At 65.1% G+C, this 21,972-nt stretch carries 1 protein-coding gene; it reads left to right on the top strand.

What is annotated here, in order from left to right:
- Window positions 1–21: 21 nt before the first annotated feature.
- Window positions 22–21,966 carry a non-ribosomal peptide synthase/polyketide synthase gene (locus AC5Y49_RS18670; protein ID WP_499889680.1) on the top strand — a complete coding sequence of 7,315 codons (21,945 nt, stop codon included), beginning with the start codon at window positions 22–24 and terminating at the stop codon, window positions 21,964–21,966.
- The last annotated feature ends 6 nt before the right edge of the window (window positions 21,967–21,972 follow it).

Raw genomic sequence — 21,972 nt, 5'->3', positions numbered from 1 at the left:
CGTGAGGCCCGGGGGAGTTCGATGGCACTTAATAGCGGGGTGTCGCTTCCGCTGACGCGGGGTCAGCTGGATATATGGCTTGCGGAGCAAACTGGGCGCGCAGACGCCAAGTGGCAACTGGGCGTTTTTATTCACATCGCAGGGCCGATTGACCCTGACTTATTTGAGTCGGCCATCCGTGAGGTGGTGCACGAGGCCGAACCACTGAGAGCCACTTTTTTCCAGGTGGATGAGCAGATTTACCAAAAGGTGGTCGATCATCCGGACATTGAGCTCGCTCGCCACGATCTCACGAGCTCGCAAAAACCCGCGCAGGACGCCTATCGGTTAGCATCGTCGATTCAACGCACACTGATGCCGCTCGATGGTCCGTTGTTCAAATTTGCGTTGCTGCAAACACGGGTCGACGAATTCTATTTTTTCGTGTGCTGCCACCACATCGTGGTGGATGGAATTGGCCTCGCCTTTGTGTGCCATCGAATCGCAGTGGTCTATAACGCACTTGCTTCCGGCGAATCGATTCCTCCGGGGTTTTTCGGGTCGCTGAATGATCTGATTGATTGCGAATCAGAATATGAAGCATCCCGCGAATATCTCGATGACCAGGACTTTTGGACAACCAATCTCGCGCCGGAAGGCGAAGTGCGTTCCCGGTTCACGCACGACGTGGGCGGGCGCGATGGGGATGAATCATCGGCGCCGATTCAATTGGACCCGTCCGCCGTCGCCGGGATCGACGAGTTGTCAAAGACGTTGGGGATGCGCCGCTCATCGGTGATTACTGCGGCATGCGCGCTGCTGGTACGCGGAAGCGACACCGAGGGGTCGGACGTGGTGTTCGATTTTCCGGTCAGCAGGCGTGTGCGCCCCGAGGTAAAGCTGGTGCCCGGAATGATTTCCGGGGTGGTTCCGCTGGTGTTCAAACCTTTGCCGGATGCCACGGTTGCTGATTTTTGTGAACACGTCGATACCCGAATCCGGGAAGCACTACAGCATCAGCGGTACCCGGTGCATGCTATCGAAAATAAAACGCGTCTCCGCGGAACCGGGCCAGCGTCGAATCGAGTAGCCGTCAATTTCATTCCGACCACCCATATGGCAGACCTTGCCGGTTCTCCCGTATCGGCGACTCTGACTCATGATGGCCTCGGGGATCAGTTCAGGCTGGTCTTTTTTAGGGACGACGATCAGCTTTTCCTCAGCACACCCGGCGCTGGGGAATTGTTTTCGAACTGCGATACGCGCGACTTAGTAGCGCGGTTGGAACGAGTGTTTGTGGCGATGACCGCCGATCCGGGCGCGCGGTTGTCGTCGATGGACCTGCTGGGTGTGGGCGAGCATGTCCGCCTCGACGAGGTCGGCAACCGGGCGGTATTGAGCTTGGCGGCTCCGGCAGGGGTGTCGATTCCGGGGTTGTTCGCCGAGCAAGTGGCGCGTGCGCCCGAGGCGGCGGCGTTGACCTTTGACGGCGACTCAATGAGCTACCGCGAGCTCGATGAGGCGTCGAATCGGTTGGCGCACTTGTTGGTTGGGCAGGGTGCGGGTCCGGGTGAACGTGTGGCGCTTGTGGTGCAACGTTCTGCTGAGGCGATTGTGGCGATGCTGGCGGTGCTCAAAACCGGGGCGGCGTATGTAGCGATCGACCCGGCTCACCCCGATGCGCGGATTGAGTTCATGGTGGCTGATGCTGCGCCGATTGCCGCGCTCACTACCGCGGATCTGGCCGGGCGCCTTGCCGGGCATGAGTTGGTGATCGTGGATGTCCACGATTCGCGCATTGAGCGCCAGCCCAGCACGGCGTTGCCGGCGCCGGTGGCTGATGATGTCGCGTATGTGATTTACACCTCGGGCACCACGGGGTTGCCCAAGGGGGTGGCGGTTGCGCATCGCAGTGTGACCGAGTTGTTGGGGTCGCTGCAGGGCCTGCCCGATCCGGGGGTGTGGTCGCAGACTCATACGTTGGCCTTTGACGTTTCGGTGTGGGAGATCTTTGGTGGCCTGCTGCGGGGTGGCCGGGTGGTGGTGGCACCTGATGCGGTGACCCGTTCACCGCAGGACCTGCATGCCTTGCTGGTTGACGAGCAGGTTGATGTGTTGACTCAGACGCCGTCGGCGGTGGCGGCGTTGTCGCCGCAGGGGTTGGAGTCGGCGGCGTTGGTGGTGGTCGGGGAAGCGTGTCCGGCCGAGGTGGTGGATCGCTGGGCGTCGGGGCGGGTGATGCTCAATGCCTATGGGCCCACCGAGACCACGATGTGTGTGGCGATCAGTGCGCCGTTGGCCCCGGGGTTGGGGGTGCCGATCGGGTCGCCGGTGGCTGGGGCGGCGTTGTTCGTGCTCGATGGGTGGTTGCGCCCGGTGCCGGTCGGGGTGGTCGGTGAGTTGTATGTGGCCGGTGATGGGGTGGCCTATGGGTATCGGCACCGGTCGGGGCTGACGTCGTCGCGGTTTGTGGCGTGTCCGTTCGGCAGTGCTGGGGCGCGGATGTATCGCACCGGGGATCTGGTGCGCTGGGGTGTTGATGGGCAGTTGGACTATCTGGGGCGTGCCGATGAGCAGGTCAAGATCCGCGGCTATCGCATCGAGTTGGGGGAAATCCAGGCCGCACTGATGCGGTGCGCTGGCGTCGAGCAGGCGGTGGTGATTGCCCGCGAGGACCGCCCCGGCGACAAGCGCCTGGTGGGTTATGTCAACGGGACCGCTGATCCGGCCCAGACACGTAGTGCGCTGGCTGAACGGCTGCCGGCCTATATGGTGCCCGCGGCGGTGGTGGTGCTTGAGGCCTTGCCGCTCACCGCCAACGGCAAACTCGACATTCGCGCGCTGCCGACACCCGAATACGCCGCTGGCGAGTATCGGGCCCCGACCGGGCCGGTGGAGGAGGTCCTGGCTGGCATCTACGCCCAGGTGTTGGGCTTGGAGCGGGTCGGGGCTGATGATTCGTTCTTCGACTTGGGCGGCGACAGCATTTCGGCGATGCGGGTGATCGCTGCGGTCAACAAGTCTCTGGATGCCGGTGTGGCGGTGCGCGTTCTATTCGAGACGCCTACCGTTGCCCAACTGGCACCGCGCCTGGCCGCTGGCGGGGATGTGTTGGCGCCGTTGGTGGCTGGCGAGCGGCCGGCAGTGGTGCCGTTGTCATTTGCCCAGAACCGGTTGTGGTTCATCGATCAGTTGCAGGGTCCCTCACCGGTCTACAACATGGCGGTGGTATTACGGCTGGGCGGACACCTGGATACCGCGGCGTTGGGTACCGCACTGAGCGACGTGGTGGCCCGCCATGAAAGCTTGCGCACGCTGTTTCCTGCGCCCGACGGTGTTCCGCAACAGGTAGTCGTCCCGGTGGAGCGGGCCGATTTCGGCTGGCAGGTTGTCGATACCAGCACATGGTCGACCAGCCGGCTACAGGCGGCCATCGAGGAGACGACAAGCCACTGCTTTGATTTAGCGAGCGAAATCCCCTTGCGAGCACAGCTTTTCCGCGCCGCTGAGGATGAGCATGTGCTCGTGGCGGTAGCCCATCACATCGCTGCCGACGGCTTGTCGATGGCCCCGCTGGTGGCTGATCTGGGCGCGGCTTACGCCAGCCGATGTGCCGGCGAGGCTCCTGGTTGGGCGCCGTTGGCGGTGCAGTACGTCGACTACACGCTATGGCAGCGCGCGCAATTCGGTGACCTCGACGACAACGAGAGCACCATCGCCTCCCAGTTGGCCTACTGGGAGCGCGCTTTGGCCGGGATGCCGGAGCGCCTGGAGCTTCCCACTGATCGGCCCTATCCGCTGGTGGCCGATTACCGCGGAGCCAGTGTGGCGGTGGACTGGCCGGTCGAATTGCAGCAGCAGGTTGCCCGGGTGGCTCGTGAGCACAATGCGACCAGTTTCATGGTGGTCCAGGCCGCCCTGGCGGTGTTGTTGGCCAAGATCAGCGCCAATTCGGATGTGGCGGTGGGCTTCCCGATCGCCGGGCGGCGTGATCCGGTCCTGGATGAGTTGGTCGGCTTTTTCGTCAACACCTTGGTGCTGCGGGTCGATGTGACCGGGGACCCCGCCCTCGGTGAGGTGCTGGCTCAGGTACGGGCGCGCAGCCTGACCGCCTATGAGCACCAGGACGTGCCCTTCGAAGCTCTGGTCGAGCGGCTCAATCCGACCCGGAGCCGGGCCCACCATCCCCTGGTCCAGGTGTTGCTGGCATGGCAGAACTTCGCCGGGCATTCCAGTGACCCCATCGCCGCGCTGGGTTTGGGTGATTTGCAGGTCACACCGATGCCGGTGGAGACCCGCACTGCCCGGATGGATTTGACGTTCTCACTGGCTGAACGCTGGACCGACAGCGGTGCGCCTGCGGGGATCGGCGGGGCGGTGGAGTTTCGCACCGATGTTTTCGACGCGGCCAGCATCGAGGTCCTGATTCAGCGACTGGAGCGCGTGCTGATGGCGCTGGCCGCCGACCCCGCACAACGAGTGTCGTCGGTGGATGTGCTGAATGCCGCTGAGCACGCCCGACTCGATGGGTGGGCTAACCGGACGGTGTTGAGCCTGCCGCCGGCGGGACCGGCGGGGTCGATTCCGGTGTTGTTCGCCGGTCAGGTGGCGGGTGCCCCAGCTGCCGTGGCGTTGACCTGTGACGGCCGCTCAATGAGCTACCGCGAACTCGACGAAACGTCGAATCGGTTGGCGCACTTGTTGGTCGACCATGGTGTGGGTCTCGGGCAGTGTGTGGCGTTGCTGGTGGAGCGTTCTGCTGAGGCGGTCGTGGCGATCCTGGCGGTGCTCAAAGCGGGGGCCGCGTACGTGCCGATCGATCCGGGCCATCCCGATGCGCGCATCGAGTTCATGTTGGCCGATGCTGCGCCGGTCGTTGCGATCACCACCACCGGGTTGGCAGACCGGCTAGGCGGATGTGATGTGGCGGTCATCGATGTCGTTGACCCGCGCATCGATAGTTGTCCGTGTACCGCGTTGCCCGCACCCGCGGTCGATGACATCGCGTATCTGATCTACACCTCGGGCACCACCGGAATGCCCAAAGGCGTGGCGGTTACCCACCGCAACGTGACCCAGCTGCTGGCGACGCTGGATGCCGAACTGCTGCCTCCCGACGCGTGGACCCAGTGGCATTCGCTGTCCTTCGACACCTCTGCGTGGGAGATCTTCGGCGCGCTGCTGCGTGGTGGGCGCCTGATAGTGGTGCCCGACTCGGTGGCGCGTTCGCCGGAAGACCTGCACGACTTGCTGGTCGCCGAACAGGTCACCGTGTTGACCCAGACGCCTTCTGCGGTCGCGGCATTGTCGCCGGAGGGTTTGGAGTCGACGGCATTGCTGGTAGCCGGCGAGGCCTGTCCGGCCGAGGTGGTGGATCGCTGGGCGCGCGGGCGGGTGATGGTCAACGCCTACGGCCCCACCGAGACCACGATGGTCGTGACGATCAGTGCGCCACTGGTGCCCGGGTCGGCGGTGGTGCCGATCGGTGGGCCGGTGCCCGGGGCGGCGTTGTTTGTGCTGGATAAATCGTTGCGTCCGGTGCCGGCGGGCGTGGTGGGTGAGTTGTACGTGGCCGGGTTGGGGTTGGCGTATGGGTATCGGCGCCGGTCGGGGCTGACGTCGTCGCGGTTTGTGGCGTGTCCGCTTGGTGCGGGCGGGTCGCGGATGTATCGCACCGGGGACCTGGCGTCTTGGGGCCCCGACGGGCAATTGCGGTATTTGGGGCGTGCCGATGAGCAGGTCAAAATCCGTGGCTACCGCATCGAGTTGGGCGAAATTCAGGTCGCGCTGGCCGGGTGCGCTGGGGTGCAGCAGGCGGCGGTGGTTGCCCGCGAGGACCGTCCCGGTGACAAGCGCCTGGTGGGCTATATCACCGGGACCGCTGATCCGGCCCAGACACGTAGCGCGCTGGCCGAGCGGTTGCCGGCCTATATGGTTCCCGCCGCGGTGGTGGTGCTGGAAGCGCTGCCGCTGACAGTCAACGGCAAACTCGACAAGAGAGCCCTGCCGATACCGGAATACACCGGTGGCGAGTATCGGGCCCCGGCCGGTCCGGTGGAGGAGGTCTTGGCCGGCATCTACGCCCAGGTGTTGGGCTTGGAGCGGGTCGGGGCTGATGATTCGTTCTTCGATCTGGGTGGCGACAGCATTTCGGCGATGCGGGTGATCGCTGCGGTGAACAAATCGTTGGATGCCGGTGTGGCGGTGCGCCTTCTGTTTGAGGCGCCCACGGTTGCGCAGTTGGCGCCGCGCCTGGCCGCTGGCGGGGATGTGTTGGCGCCGTTGGTGGCTGGCGAGCGGCCGCCGGTAGTGCCGTTGTCATTTGCCCAGAACCGATTGTGGTTCGTTGATCAGTTGCAGGGCCCCTCACCGGTTTACAACATGGCGGTGGCCATGCGGCTGGGCGGACGCCTGGATGCTGAGGCGTTGGGCGCAGCGCTGGCCGATGTGGTGGCCCGCCATGAAAGCCTGCGGACGCTGTTTGTCGCTCCGGATGGCGTCCCCCAGCAGTTGGTGGTGGCCCCAGAGCGAGCCGACATCGGCTGGGACGTTGTTGATGCCAGCAGGTGGCCGACTAGCCGGCTGCAGGTTGCTATCGAGGAGACAGCGCGCCATTGCTTTGATTTGGCTACTGAGATCCCTTTGCGGGCACGACTTTTCATTCTCGATCAGGACGAACATGTGCTGGTGGGGGTGGTGCACCATATCGCTGCCGACGGCTGGTCGATCGCCCCGCTGGTGACTGACCTGGGTGTGGCTTATGCCAGCCGGTGTGACGGGCAGAGTCCTGGTTGGGCGCCGCTAGCGGTGCAGTATGTGGATTACACGCTATGGCAGCGCGCGCAACTCGGTGAGCTCGACGACAGCGATAGCCCGATCGCCTCTCAGTTGGCCTACTGGGAGGAGACCCTGGCCGGGATGCCGGAGCGCCTGGAGCTTCCCACTGATCGGCCCTACCCGGCCGTGGCGGATTACCGCGGGGCCAGCGTGGCGGTGGAGTGGCCGGCGGAGCTGCAGCATCAGATTGCTCAGGTGGCTCGCGAGCACAATGCGACCAGTTTCATGGTGCTGCAAGCCGCATTGGCGGTGTTGTTGGCCAAGCTCAGCGCCAGTTCTGATGTGGCGGTGGGGTTCCCGATCGCCGGACGCCGCGACCCTGCGCTTGATGAATTGGTGGGGTCTTTCGTCAACACGTTGGTGCTGCGGGTCGATGTGACCGGTGATCCCACCGTGCGGGAGTTGCTGGCGCAGGTGCGCGCGCGCAGCCTGGCCGCCTACGAGCACCAAGACGTGCCCTTCGAGGTACTCGTCGAGCGGATCAACCCGACCCGGTCGCTGACCCGTCACCCGCTGGTGCAGGTGGCGTTGGCCTGGCAGAACAATCAGCCCGCCACGTTGGGTTTGGGCGATCTGCAGGCCACCCCGCTGTCGGTGGACACCCACACCGCGCGAATGGATTTGACGTTCTCGTTGGCTGAACGGTGGACTGAGGCCGGCGAGCCGGCCGGGATCGGCGGGGCGGTGGAGTTTCGCACCGATGTCTTCGACGCGGCCAGCATCGAGACGCTGATCCAGCGGTTCGAGCGGGTGTTGACTGCAATGACCGCGGACCCGAGTAGGCAGCTTTCGTCGATGGATCTGCTCGATGCGACTGACTACGCCCAACTGAATGTGATGGGTAATCACGCAGCGTTGACCCAACCGGAACCGGTGTTGGGGTCGATTCCGGTGGCGTTCGCCGCGCAAGTGGCCCGCACCCCGGAGGCGGTGGCACTGCGTTTCGACGGCTCTTCGATGACCTATCGAGAGTTGGATGAGGCAGCTAATCGGTTGGCGCACAAGCTGGTTGAGAGGGGCGCCGGCCCGGAGCAGAGCGTGGCGTTGCTCTTGGAGCGTTCCGCCAAGGCGGTCGTGGCGATGCTGGCGGCGCTCAAGGCGGGGGTGGCGTATCTGCCGATCGACCCGAGCCATCCCGATGCGCGGATCGGGTTCATGGTCGCTGATGCCGCGCCGATCGCCGCGATTACCACCGCTGATCTGGCCGGGCGCTTCGACGGGCACGACCTGATGATCATCGATGTCGACGACCCCGCGCTGCGCAGCCAACCCAACACTGCACTGCCGGTGCCGGACCCTGACGATATCGCGTATCTGATTTACACCTCGGGCACCACCGGAGTGCCCAAGGGAGTGGTGGTGACCCACCGCAACGTGACCCAGCTGTTGGCGTCGCCAGATGCCAACCTGCCTCGCGAAGGGGTGTGGTCGCAGACGCATACCTTGGCATTCGACTCCTCGGTGTGGGAGATCTTCGGTTGCCTGCTGCGTGGTGGGCGGTTGGTGGTGGTGCCCGACTCGGTGGCGCGCTCGCCGGATGACTTCCACGACTTACTGGTTGCCGAGCACGTCAACCTGCTTGGGCAGACGCCATCGGCGGTGGCGGCGTTATCGCCGCAGGGGTTGGAGTCGGCGACGTTATGGGTAGCCGGAGAAGCCTGTCCGGCCGAGGTGGTGGATCGGTGGGCGCCCGGACGCGTGATGGTCAACGCCTACGGCCCCACCGAGACCACGATGATTGTGACGATCAGCGCGCCGTTGATACCCGGGTCGGGGGTGGTGCCGATCGGTGCGCCGGTGCCCGGGGCGGCATTGTTTGTGCTCGATGGATGTTTGCGCCCGGTGCCGGCCGGGGTGGTGGGTGAGTTGTATGTGGCCGGAGCCGGATTGGCATACGGGTATCGGCACCGGGCCGGTTTGACCGGGTCGCGATTTGTGGCGTGTCCGTTCGGGGGTTCTGGGGCACGGATGTATCGCACCGGAGACCTGGTGCGGTGGGGCCGCGACGGGCAGCTGCAGTATCTCGGCCGTGCCGATGACCAGGTCAAGATCCGCGGCTATCGCATCGAGTTGGGTGAGATCCAAGCAGCGCTTGCCGCACTCGACGGTGTGGAGCAGGCGGCGGTGGTTACCCGCGAGGAGCGCCCCGGTGATAAGCGCCTGGTCGGCTATGTGACGGGGACCGCTGAGCCCGCTGCCGCGCGCGCTGCCTTGGCTGAACGGTTGCCGGCGTTTATGGTGCCCGCGGCGGTGGTGGTGCTCGAGGCGCTGCCCCGGACGGTCAACGGCAAATTGGATATTCGCGCGCTGCCCGCGCCGGAGTACACCGCTGCCGAGTACCGCGCCCCGGCCAACGCGGTTGAGGAGATCCTGGCCGGTATCTATGCCCAAGTGCTGGGGGTGGCCCGGGTCGGAGTCGACGACTCGTTCTTCGATTTGGGTGGCGACAGCATATCGGCGATGCGGGTGATCGCGGCGGTCAACAAGTCGTTGGATGCCGGTGTGTCGGTAAGGGCGTTGTTCGAGGCGCCGACGGTTGCGTTGTTGGCGCCGCGACTGGGTGCCGGTGGGGATGTGTTGGCGCCGTTGGTGGCTGGCGATCGACCGCCGGTGGTGCCGTTGTCGTTTGCCCAGAACCGGTTGTGGTTCATTGATCAGTTGCAGGGTCCTTCACCGGTTTACAACATGGCGGTGGCGTTGCGGCTGGGCGGGCGTCTGGATACCGCGGCATTGGGCGCAGCGCTGGGCGATGTGGTGGGCCGGCATGAGAGCTTGCGCACGGTGTTCGCCGCGGCGGATGGTGTTCCGCAGCAGGTGGTGGTTCCTGTTGAGCGCGCCGAGTTGGGCTGGGACGTCGTTGATGCCAGCGGTTGGTCGGCTAGCGGTCTGCAGGAGGCGGTCGAGGAGACGACAAGTCACTGCTTTGATCTGGCGAGCGAGATCCCGTTGCGGGCACGGCTTTTCCGGGTTGGTGAGGATGAGCATGTGCTGGTGGCGGTGGTGCATCACATCGCTGCCGACGGTTGGTCGATCACCCCGCTGGTGGCTGATTTGGGTGTGGCATATGTCGCCCGCTGTGCCGGCGAGGCTCCGGGTTGGGCGCCGTTGGCGGTGCAGTATGTCGATTACACGTTGTGGCAGCGCGCGCAGTTCGGTGAGCTCGACGACAGTGAGAGCCTGATCGCCTCTCAGTTGGCCTATTGGGAAAGCGCGTTAGCTGGGATGCCCGAGCGTGTGGAGCTTCCCACTGATCGGCCCTATCCATTGGTGGCTGATTTCCGTGGGGCCAGTGTGGCGGTGGAGTGGCCGGGCGAGTTGCAGCAGCAGGTTGCCCGGGTGGCTCGTGAGCACAATGCGACCAGTTTCATGGTGGTGCAGGCTGCGCTGGCGGTGTTGTTGGCCAAGTTGAGCGCCAATTCTGATGTGGCGGTGGGCTTCCCGATTGCAGGGCGGCGTGACCCGGTCCTGGATGAGTTGGTGGGCTTTTTCGTCAACACGTTGGTGTTGCGGGTCGACGTAGCCGGTGATCCGACCGTAGCTGAGGTGTTGGCGCAGGTGCGCGCGCGCAGCCTGGCGGCCTATGAGCACCAGGATGTGCCGTTCGAGGTACTGGTTGAGCGGCTCAACCCGACCCGAAGCCGCGCCCACCATCCGCTGGTGCAGGTGTTGTTGGCTTGGCAGAACTTCGCCGGGGATCCCGTCGCCGGCTTGGGTTTGGGCGATCTACACGTCACGCCGGTACCGGTAGAGACCCGCACTGCCCGCACGGATTTGACCTTCTCCCTGACTGAACGCTGGGCCGACAACGGTGCGCCCGCCGGCATCGGCGGAACGGTGGAATTCCGCACCGACGTGTTCGATGCGGTCAGCATCGAGACGCTGATCGAGCGGTTGCGGCGAGTGTTGATGGCGATGACCGCCGATCCGGCCCGGCGGGTGTCGTCGGTCGATGTGCTCGATGCCGGCGAGCATGTCCGACTGGATGTGATTGGCAATCAGGCAGTCTTGACCCAACCGGAGGTGGCCTTCGGGTCGATTCCGATGGTGTTCGCCGCGCAGGTAGCGCGTGCTCCGGAGGCCGTGGCGATCAGCTTCGATGGTCGCTCGATGACGTACGGTGAACTCGATGACGCGTCGAACCGGTTGGCGCACCTGCTAATTGGCCACGGCGCTGGCCCGGGCCAGTGTGTGGCGCTGCTGATGCAGCGATCGGCTGAAGCGGTCGTGGCGATGCTGGCGGTGCTCAAAACCGGCGCGGCGTATTTGGCCATCGACCCAGGCCATCCCGATGCGCGCATCGGATTCATGGTGGCCGATGCCGCGCCGATCGCCGCGCTCACCACCGCTGGGCTGGCCGGCCGGCTAGATGGCCATCAGGTGGCGGTCATCGACATCGACGACACCGCCGTCGACAGCCAACCGAGCACTGCGCTGTCGGCGCCCGGCCCTGACGACATCGCGTATCTGATCTACACGTCCGGCACCACCGGATTGCCTAAGGGGGTGGCGATCCCGCACCGCAACGTGGTCGGACTGCTGGACACTTTGGATGCAGATTTGGAGCTGTCGTCGGGACAGGTGTGGTCGCAATGCCATTCGTTGGCGTTCGACTTCTCGGTGTGGGAAATCTTCGGTGCGCTATTGCATGGCGGCCGGCTGGTAGTAGTGGCCGATGCGCTGGTGCGTTCGCCTCAAGAGTTGCATGCGTTGTTGGCCACCGAACAGGTCAGTGTGTTGAGTCAGACCCCCTCGGCCTTTTATGCGCTGCAAACTGCTGATGCGCTCGCCCCCGAGTTGGGATCTCAGCTGAAGTTGGAGACGGTGGTCTTCGGCGGGGAAGCGCTGGAACCGCAACGCCTTGGGGGATGGCTGGATCGTCATCCGGGGTTGCCGCGGTTGATCAATATGTATGGCATCACCGAGACCACGGTGCATGCCTCGTTCCGCGAGATCGTCGAGACGGATGTCGATTGCAGCACCAGTCCTATTGGCGGGCCGTTGGCGCATCTGGGCTTTTTCGTTCTCGACGGGTGGTTGCGCCCGGTGCCCGCCGGGGTGGTGGCGGAGTTGTATGTGGCTGGCGCCGGTCTGGCGTATGGGTATGTGCGCCGGCCGGGGTTGACGTCGTCGCGGTTTGTGGCATGTCCTTTCGGGGCGCCGGGAACACGGATGTATCGCACCGGGGATTTGGTGCGCTGGGGCCCCGATGGGCAACTGGAATATCTGGGTCGGGCTGACGAGCAGGTCAAGATTCGTGGGTATCGCATCGAGCTCGGTGAGATTCAGGCCGCGCTGGGCGGTTTGGCGGGGGTCGAGCAGGCGGCGGTGATTGCCCGTGAGGACCACCCCGGCGACAAACGTCTGGTCGGTTATGTCACCGGCACCGCCGATCCGGCCACCGCGCGCGCGAAGCTAGCTGAGCGGTTGCCGTCCTACATGGTGCCCGCGACGGTGGTGGTACTCGATGCGCTGCCGTTGACGGTCAACGGCAAACTCAATACCCGGGCCTTGCCGGCACCGGAGTATCAGGACGTTGATCGTTACCGCGCGCCGGCCAGCCCCACCGAGGAGATCCTGGCCGGCATCTACGCTGAGGTGTTGGGTGTGGAGCGGGTCGGGGTCGATGACTCGTTCTTCGAACTTGGTGGGGATTCGTTGTCGGCGATGCGGGTGATCGCTGCGGTCAACAAATCTTTGGATGCCGGTGTCGCCGTACGGGTGCTGTTTGAGGCACCCACGGTTGCGCAGTTGGCGCCGCGGCTGGCCGCTGGTGGAGATGTATTGGCGCCGTTGATGGCTGGCGATCGTCCTGCGGTGGTGCCGTTGTCGTTCGCCCAGAACCGGTTGTGGTTCTTGGATCAGTTGCAGGGGCCGTCACCGATTTACAACATGGCGGTGGCGTTGCGGCTGTGTGGGCGTCTGGATGCCGAGGCGTTGGGTGCAGCGCTGGGCGATGTGGTGGCCCGTCATGAGAGTCTGCGCACGGTGTTCGCCGCTGTTGATGGTGTTCCGCAGCAGGTGGTGCTTCCGGCTGAGCGCGCTGAGGTGCGTTGGGACGTGATCGATGCCGGCGCGTGGCAGGCCACCCGACTGCAGGAAGCCGTCGAGGAGACGACACGTCACTGCTTTGATTTGGCGGCCGAGATCCCCTTGCGGGCACGGCTTTTCACCGTTGCCCAGAATGAGCATGTGTTGGTGGCGGTGGCGCATCATATCGCGGCCGACGGGGTGTCGATGGCGCCATTAGTGGCTGATCTGGGGTTGGCGTACGCCGCCCGCTGTGCCGGTGGGGCTCCGCAGTGGGCGCCGTTGGCGGTGCAGTACGTCGATTACACATTGTGGCAGCGTGCGCAGTTCGGGGACTTGGATGACAGCGAGAGCTTGATCGCCTCCCAGTTGGCTTATTGGCAGCAGGCTTTGGCCGGGATGCCGGAGCGCCTGGAGCTCCCCACTGATCGGCCCTATCCGTTGGTGGCTGATCAGCGTGGCGCCAGTGTGGCCGTGGAGTGGCCGGTCGAGTTGCAGCAGCGGATACGCGCTCTGGCTCATGAGCATAATGCGACCAGTTTCATGGTGGTGCAGGCCGCGCTGGCGGTGTTGTTGGCCAAGTTGAGCGCCAGCTCTGATGTGGCGGTGGGCTTCCCGATCGCGGGGCGCCGCGATCCTGCGCTTGATGAGTTGGTGGGCTTTTTCGTCAACACCTTGGTGTTGCGGATCGATGTGGCCGGTGACCCCACGGTGGCGGAGGTGTTGGCGCAGGTGCGCGCGCGCAGCCTGGCGGCTTATGAGCATCAGGATGTGCCATTTGAGGTGTTGGTGGAGCGGCTCAATCCGACCAGAAGCCGGGCCCATCACCCATTAGTGCAGGTGATGTTGGCCTGGCAGAACAATCAGCCCGCGACGCTGAGTTTGGGTGATGTGCAAGCGACCCCGCTGTCGGTGGACACTCACACGGCGCGAATGGATCTGTCGTTTTCGCTGGCCGAGCAGTTCACTGAGGATGGTGAGCTTGCGGGAATCGATGGAGCGGTGGAGTTTCGCACCGATGTCTTCGACCCGGCCAGCATCGAGGTCTTGATCCAGCGGTTCGAGCGGGTATTGGTGGCGATGACCGCTGACCCGGCCCGGCGAGTGTCGTCGATGGATGTGGTTGACCCCAGTGAGCACAGCCGCCTCGATGAGATCGGTAACCGGGCGTTGTTGAGTCTGCCAGCGCCTGCTGGGGTATCGATTCCAGTGTTGTTCGCGGCGCAGGTCGCGCGCGCGCCAGCGACGGCCGCGCTGAGCTGCGATGGCTCTTCGATGACGTATCGGGAGTTGGATGAGGCAGCGAACCGGTTGGCGCACTTGCTGGTAGATCACGGGGCCGGTGCGGGGCAGTGTGTGGCGTTGCTGATGGAGCGATCCGCCGAAGCGGTCGTGGCGATGCTGGCGGTCCTCAAAACGCAGGCGGCATATCTGGCGATCGACCCGGGCCATCCCGATACCCGGATCGAGTTCATGGTGGCCGATGCCGCCCCGATCGCGGCAATCACGACCGCGGATTTGGCCGGGCGGCTAGACGGGCACGAGATGGCGGTCATCGACGTCGACGATCCCGCTGTGGACAGCCAGCCTGACACCGCCTTGCCGGCACCGGGGCCCGACGACATCGCCTATTTGATTTACACCTCGGGCACCACGGGATTGCCCAAGGGGGTGGCGGTTGCGCATCGCAGTGTGACCGAGTTGTTGGGGTCGCTGCAGGGCCTGCCCGATCCGGGGGTGTGGTCGCAGACTCATACGTTGGCCTTCGATGTTTCGGTGTGGGAGATCTTTGGTGCGCTGTTGCGCGGTGGGCGGTTGGTGGTGGCCCCGGAATGGGTGACTCGCTCGCCAGAAGACCTGCACGCCTTGCTGGTTCGTGAACACGTCGATGTGTTGACTCAGACGCCGTCGGCGGTGGCGGTGTTGTCGCCGCAGGGGTTGGAGTCGGCGGCGTTGGTGGTGGTCGGGGAGGCGTGCCCCGCTGAGGTGGTGGATCGGTGGGCGTCTGGGCGGGTGATGCTCAATGCCTATGGGCCCACCGAGACCACGATGTGTGTGGCGATCAGTGCGCCGTTGGTGCCTGGGTCGGGGGTGCCGATCGGGTCGCCGGTGGCTGGGGCGGCGTTGTTTGTGCTCGATGGGTGGTTGCGCCCGGTGCCGATCGGGGTGGTCGGTGAGTTGTATGTGGCCGGTGATGGGGTGGCCTACGGGTATCGGCACCGGTCGGGGCAGACCGCATCACGGTTTGTGGCGTGCCCCTTCGGGGATGCGGGATCGCCTGGACGGCGGATGTATCGCACCGGCGATCTGGTGCGGTGGGGCGCCGATGGTCAGTTGCGGTATCTGGGGCGTGCCGATGAGCAAATCAAGATCCGCGGCTATCGCATCGAGTTGGGGGAAATTCAGGCCGCGCTGGCGCTGCTCGCCGGGGTGCAGCAGGCGGTGGTGGTGGCCCGTGAAGACCGCCCTGGTGACAAGCGCTTGGTCGGTTATGTCACCGGGACCGTGGATGCGGCCTCCGCGCGTTCGAAGCTCGCTGAACGGTTGCCGGCGTTTATGGTGCCCGCGGCGGTGGTGGTGCTCGAGGCGCTGCCGCTCACCCCCAACGGCAAATTGGATACCCGCGCCCTGCCTGCTCCCGAGTATCAGAGTGCTGACCATTACCGCGCTCCGGGCAACCCGGTCGAGGAGGTCCTGGCCGGCATCTACGCCCAAGTGCTGGGGATCGAACGGGTCGGGGTCGATGACTCGTTCTTCGATCTGGGCGGGGATTCGCTCTCGGCGATGCGGGTGGTCGCCGCGATCAATACCGCTTTGGATGCCGGTGTGGCGGTGCGCGTGTTGTTTGAGGCGCCCACGGTTGCGCAGTTGGCGCCGCGGCTGGCTGCTGGCGGACCTGGCTTGGCGCCGTTGATGGCTGGCGACCGGCCGGCGGTGGTGCCGTTGTCGTTCGCCCAGAACCGGTTGTGGTTTATCGACCAATTGCAGGGTCCCTCACCGGTTTACAACTTAGCGGTGGCCTTACGGCTGGGTGGGCGCGTAGATACCGAGGTGTTGCGTGCAGCGCTGGGCGATGTGGTGGTCCGCCATGAAAGCTTGCGCACGGTGTTCGCCGCCGCTGATGGTGTCCCGCAGCAGGCGGTAATCCCTGTTGATCAGGTTGAGTTGGCTTGGGACACCGTTGACGCCAGCGGTTGGCCGGCAAACCAGCTAGGCGAGGCCATTGAGGAGACGGCGGGCCGGCCGTTTGATCTTGCGACCGAGATCCCCTTGCGAGCACGGCTTTTCACCGTTGCCGAGGATGAGCATGTGCTGGTGGCGGTGGTGCACCACATCGCTGCCGATGGTATGTCGATGAGACCGTTGGTGGCTGATCTCGGTGTGGCTTATGCCAGCCGGTCAGCCGGGCAGGCGCCCAATTGGGCGCCGCTGGCAGTGCAATACGTGGACTACACGCTGTGGCAGCGCGCACAATTCGGTGAGCTCGATGACAGCGACAGCTTGATCTCCTCCCAGTTAGCCTATTGGGAAGGCGCATTGGCCGGAATTCCCGAACGCCTGGCGTTGCCCACCGATCGGCCCTATCCGCCGGTGGCTGATCAGCGCGGTGCCACTGTAGCGGTGCAGTGGCCGGCCGAGTTGCAGCAGCGGGTACGGACGCTGGCAGCCGAGCACAACGCGACCAGCTTCATGGTGATGCAGGCCGCCCTGGCAGTGCTTCTCGCAAAGATCAGCGCCAGTTCTGATGTGGCGGTGGGGTTCCCGATCGCCGGGCGGCGCGACCCGGTCCTGGATGAGTTGGTCGGCTTTTTCGTCAACACCTTGGTGTTGCGCGTCGATGTGGCCGGTGATCCCTCCGTGTCGGAGTTGTTGGCGCAGGTGCGCTCGCGCAGCCTGGCCGCCTACGAGCATCAAGATGTGCCTTTCGAGGTGCTGGTAGACCGTCTCAACCCGACCCGGTCGTTGACTTATCACCCGCTGGTTCAGGTGGCGTTGGCCTGGCAGAACTTCGCCCGGGATCCGGTCACCGGGCTGCGTTTGGGTGATGTGGAGCTGACCCCGCTGCCGGTGGACACCCACACCGCCCGAATGGATTTGACGTTCTCGCTTGCGGAACGTTTCACCGAAGCCGGGGAGCTTGCCGGGATCGGTGGCACGGTGGAGTTTCGCACCGATGTGTTCGACCCCGCCAGCATCGACGCATTGGTTGAGCGGTTGCAGCGCGTGTTGATGGCGATGGCCGCGGACCCGGCGCAGCAGTTCTCGTCGATCGATGTACTGGATGCCGGTGAACACACCGACCTGGATGAGTGGACTAACCGGGCGGTATTGGCTGCGCCGGTGGTGGCGTCAGCGTCGATTCCGGTGGTGTTCGCCGCGCAGGTGGCACGTGCTCCGGAGGCGGTGGCGGTCAGCTTTGAGGGTCGTGCCATGAGCTACCGAGAGCTCGACAAAGCGTCGAATCGATTGGCGCACTTGCTGATTGAGCACGGTGCCGGTGCGGGGCAGTGTGTGGCGCTGCTGATGGAGCGATCCGCCGAAGCGATTGTGGCGATGCTGGCAGTTCTGAAGACGGGGGCAGCGTATCTGGCGATCGACCCCGGCCATCCCGATGCCCGGATCGGGTTCATGGTGGCCGATGCCGCGCCGATCGCCGCGCTCACCACCGCCGGGCTGACCAGACGACTTGGTGACCATCACGTGGCGGTCATCGACATCCACGACCCCGCTGTGGACAGCCAACCGAGCATTGCGCTGCCTACGCCAAAGCCTGACGACATCGCCTATCTGATTTACACCTCAGGCACCACCGGAACGCCCAAAGGCGTGGCGGTTGCTCATCGCAACGTGGTCGGGCTGCTGGACACGTTGGATGCTGACCTGGAGTTGTCGGCAGGGCAAGTCTGGACGCAGTGTCACTCGTTGGCGTTCGATTTCTCGGTCTGGGAGATCTTCGGCGCGCTGCTGCATGGGGGGCGGCTGGTAGTGGTGCCCGATGCGGTGGTGCGTTCGCCCGAAGAGTTGCATGCGTTGCTGGCCAGCGAGCAGGCCACTGTGCTGAGTCAGACGCCGGCAGCCTTCTATGCGCTGCAAACCGCCGATGCGCTGGCCCCCGAGTTAGGAGCTCAGCTCAAGCTGGAGACGGTGGTGTTCGGTGGGGAAGCGCTGGAACCGCAGCGCCTTGGCGGTTGGCTGGATCATCACCGGGGTTCGCCGCGGTTGATCAATATGTATGGCATCACCGAAACCACGGTGCACGCGTCGTTCCGCGAGATCGTCGAGGCGGATGTCGATCGCAGCGTCAGCCCGATCGGGGTGCCGTTGGCACACCTGGGCTTTTTCGTGCTCGACGGGTGGCTGCGCCCCGTGCCCGCCGGGGTGGTGGGGGAGTTGTATGTGGCCGGCGCCGGGCTGGCCTATGGGTATGTGCGCCGGTCGCCATTGACGTCGTCGCGGTTTGTGGCCTGTCCCTTCGGCGGGCCGGGGGCACGGATGTATCGCACCGGGGATCTGGTTCGTTGGGGCCCCGATGGGCAGTTGGAGTATCTGGGACGTGCTGATCAGCAGGTCAAGATTCGCGGTTATCGCATCGAGTTGGGGGAGATCCAGGCTGCGCTAGCCGGACTGGCTGGGGTCGAGCAGGCGGTGGTGGTTGCCCGCGAGGACCACCCCGGCGACAAGCGGCTGGTCGGTTATGTCACCGGTACCGCCGATCCGGGCGCCACGCGCACGAAGTTGGCTGAGCGGTTGCCGGCTTATATGGTGCCCGCCGCGGTGGTGGTGCTGGAGGCGCTGCCGTTAACGGTCAACGGCAAGCTTGATATCCGGGCCCTGCCGGCACCGGGATATCAGGACATCGATCGCTACCGTGCCCCAAGCGATTCGGTCGAGGAGACGTTGGCCGGCATTTTCGCTGAGGTGCTCGGTGTGGAGCGGGTGGGGGTCGATGACTCGTTCTTCGAACTGGGCGGCGATAGCATTTTGTCGATCCAGGTGGTCGCGCGGGCCCGGCTGGCGGGGCTGGTGTGTCGACCGCGCGATGTCTTCGTCGAGCAGACCGTGGCCCGGCTGGCCAGGGTGGCCCGGCCAGCTCGGGTATCCCGGATATCCGGGCGCGCCGACGGCGCAGTTGATGCAGGGTTGGGACCGGTGGTGGCCACCCCGATCATGAGGTGGCTGCATAGCCTGGAGGGTCTGGTTGAGCAGTTCAACCAGACGGTGGTGTTGCAGGCCCCTGCCGGGGTGAGCGAGGCCGACGTGGTCGTGGTGTTGCAGGCGCTGTTGGATCGCCATGCCATGTTGCGGGCCCGGGTTGAGGACGACGGGGCTGGCGGGTGGTCGCTGAGGGTGCCCCAGGTGGGGTCGGTGGATGCGCGCGGGTGTCTGTCCACCGTGGAAGTGTTGTCTGATGAGGCGGTGGTCGCGGCGCGGTCGCGGTTGAACCCGGCCACTGGGATGCTGTTGAGCGCGGTGTGGGCGGCCCCGGCGGGACAGTTGGTGGTGATCGTTCACCATTTGGCCGTTGATGGGGTGTCGTGGCGGATCCTGCTTGAAGACCTCAACATCGCCTGGGCTCAGCATCGCAGCCGACAGCCGGTGGCATTGCCCGCCGGTGAGACATCGTTTGCCCGCTGGTCGGCGCTGCTGGCTGAGCACGCCTATCACCCCGAGGTGGTCGACCAGGCGGACACCTGGAAACGGGTGGCGAAGATTCCTGCGGTGCTGCCGGCGGTAGAGCCGGGTGTGGATACGTTTGCCAGCGCCGGGCACGTGACGATGGAGTTGGATACCGAGATCACCTCGATGCTGCTCGGTGAGGTGCCCACGGCGTTTCATACCGGGGTACATGAGGTGTTGCTGATCGCCTTCGGGGTGGCGGCGGCGGAGTTTTTCGGCACCGGTGGCGCGCCGATCGGCATCGATGTCGAGGGTCATGGGCGCCATGAGGAATTGGCCGACGAGGTGGACCTGTCGCGCACGGTGGGCTGGTTTACCACCAAGTACCCGGTGGCGATGCGGGTTGGGGGGGTGGACTGGGGGCAGGTGCTTGCCGGTGAGGCCGCGTTGGGGGCGGCGGTCAAAGACGTCAAAGAACAACTACGCGCGCTGCCCGACGGCTTGAGCTATGGGTTGTTGCGGTATCTGAACACCGAGGTGGACCTGTCCGAGTCGGATCCACCGATCGGGTTCAACTATCTGGGGCGGTTGGGTGCGCCGTCGGCCTATGCCTCAGGTGATGTGTGGCGGGTCAACCAACAGGGTGTGGGGTTGACGGCGACGGCCGCGGCGATCCCGATGACGTTGGCCCACAGTGTGGAACTCAACGCCGCCACCGTCGACACCGACACCGGCCCACAGCTGCACGCCAACTGGACCTGGGCGCCCTCGGTGTTGGATCAGGCGCAAGTCAGCCGGCTGGGCCGGCTGTGGTTCGAGGCGCTGGCCGGGATCTGCGCCCATGTGCGCGGGGGCGGGGGCGGGTTGACCCCGTCGGATGTTGTTCCGGCGAAGATTAGCCAGCAGCAGCTCGATGAACTGCACGCGCAGCATCGCATTGCGGATGTGTTGCCGTTGTCCCCGCTGCAGCAGGGGCTGCTGGTTCATGCCGGCCTTGCGCAGGCCAGCGGCGATGACGTGTATGCGGTCCAGATGGATATCAGCGTGGCTGGGCCGTTGGATGCCGGCCGGTTGCGTGCTGCGTTGCAGACTGTGGTGGCTCGCCATCCCAACCTGGTGGCCCGCTTCCGGGCCGGGTCGGGTGAGCCGGTGTCAATCATCCCCGCCGATCCGGTAGCGCCGTGGCGCTATATCGAGCTCGACGGCGCCGGCGTCGAGGAGCAGATCCAGCAGGTGTGTGCCGGTGAGCGGGCGGGGGTCTTTGACCTGGCCGAGGCGCCAGGCTTTCGGGCGGTGTTGATCCGCACCGGCGCCGATCGGCACCGGCTGGTGCTGACCAACCATCACATCGTCTTTGATGGCTGGTCGCTGCCGATCCTGCTGGGTGAGATCTTCGCTGGCTACAACGACGCGCGGTTGCCCGCGTCGTCGCCCTATCGCCGGTTTATCACCTGGCTGGCCGAGCGCGACCGCGAGGCCGCCGCGCAGGCCTGGCGTGAGGTTTTGGCCGGGTTTGACACGCCGACCCTGGTCGGCCCGGCGCAGTGGTGGACGGCGGGTCTGCGCAGCATGACCTCGGCGCAGCTGTCCAAGCAGCTCACCCGCGCAGTTGCCGAGTTGGCCCGCTCCCAGCAGACCACCGTCAACACCGTCCTGCAGGCCGCCTGGGCCCAGCTGTTGATGGGGCTGACCGGCCAGCGTGATGTGGCCTTTGGCGTGGTGGTCTCCGGGCGTCCGGCCGAGCTGGCCGGCGCCGAGGCCATGGTGGGCCTCTTAATCAACACCGTGCCAGTGCGCGCGACCACCACACCGCACACCACCACCACAGAGTTGCTCAACCAACTCCAAACCGCCCACAACCACACCCTGGACCACCAGCATCTAGGCCTAAGCGACATTCAGGCCATCACCGGTCACAAGCAGCTGTTCGACACCGTTTTCGTCTACGAGAACTACCCGGCTGACGCCAATGCATTGTCGGGCAAACACCAATTGGCCATCACCGAGTTCCGCGATTACTACCACTACCCGCTGACCATCCAAGCCGTGCCGGGCCGCGAACTGCACCTACGTGTTCAGTTCCGCACCGACGTGTTCGACCCCGCCGACATCGACACTCTGATCGAACACTTCCGGCAGGTGCTGGTGGCCATGACTACCAACCCCACCCAACCGCTGCCGTCCTCCACCGGGCTGCTCGATCACCGCGACACCCCACTGCCGGCATCGACGCCCCCGCGCCCCGGCAACGGTCATCACCGCGCCCCGGCCAGCCTGGTCGAGCAGATCCTGGCTGACATTTACGCCCAAGTACTCGGGGTAGACCAGGTCGGAGTCGACGATTCCTTCTTCGACCTCGGCGGAGACTCACTGTCGGCGATGCGCGCAATCGCTGCTATCAACGCGACCTTCGACACCCACCTCGGCGTGCTCACCTTATTCGAGGCGCCGTCGGTCCGAAGCCTGAGCCAAGAAGTCCCCGACCTCAGCCCGGCGTCCGAATAGTTAAGG

It is taken from the genome of Mycobacterium sp. NGS62, from assembly GCF_059812285.1.
Note: the sequence above shows the minus strand (reverse complement) of the source record. Positions and strands in the feature narration are given on the sequence as shown.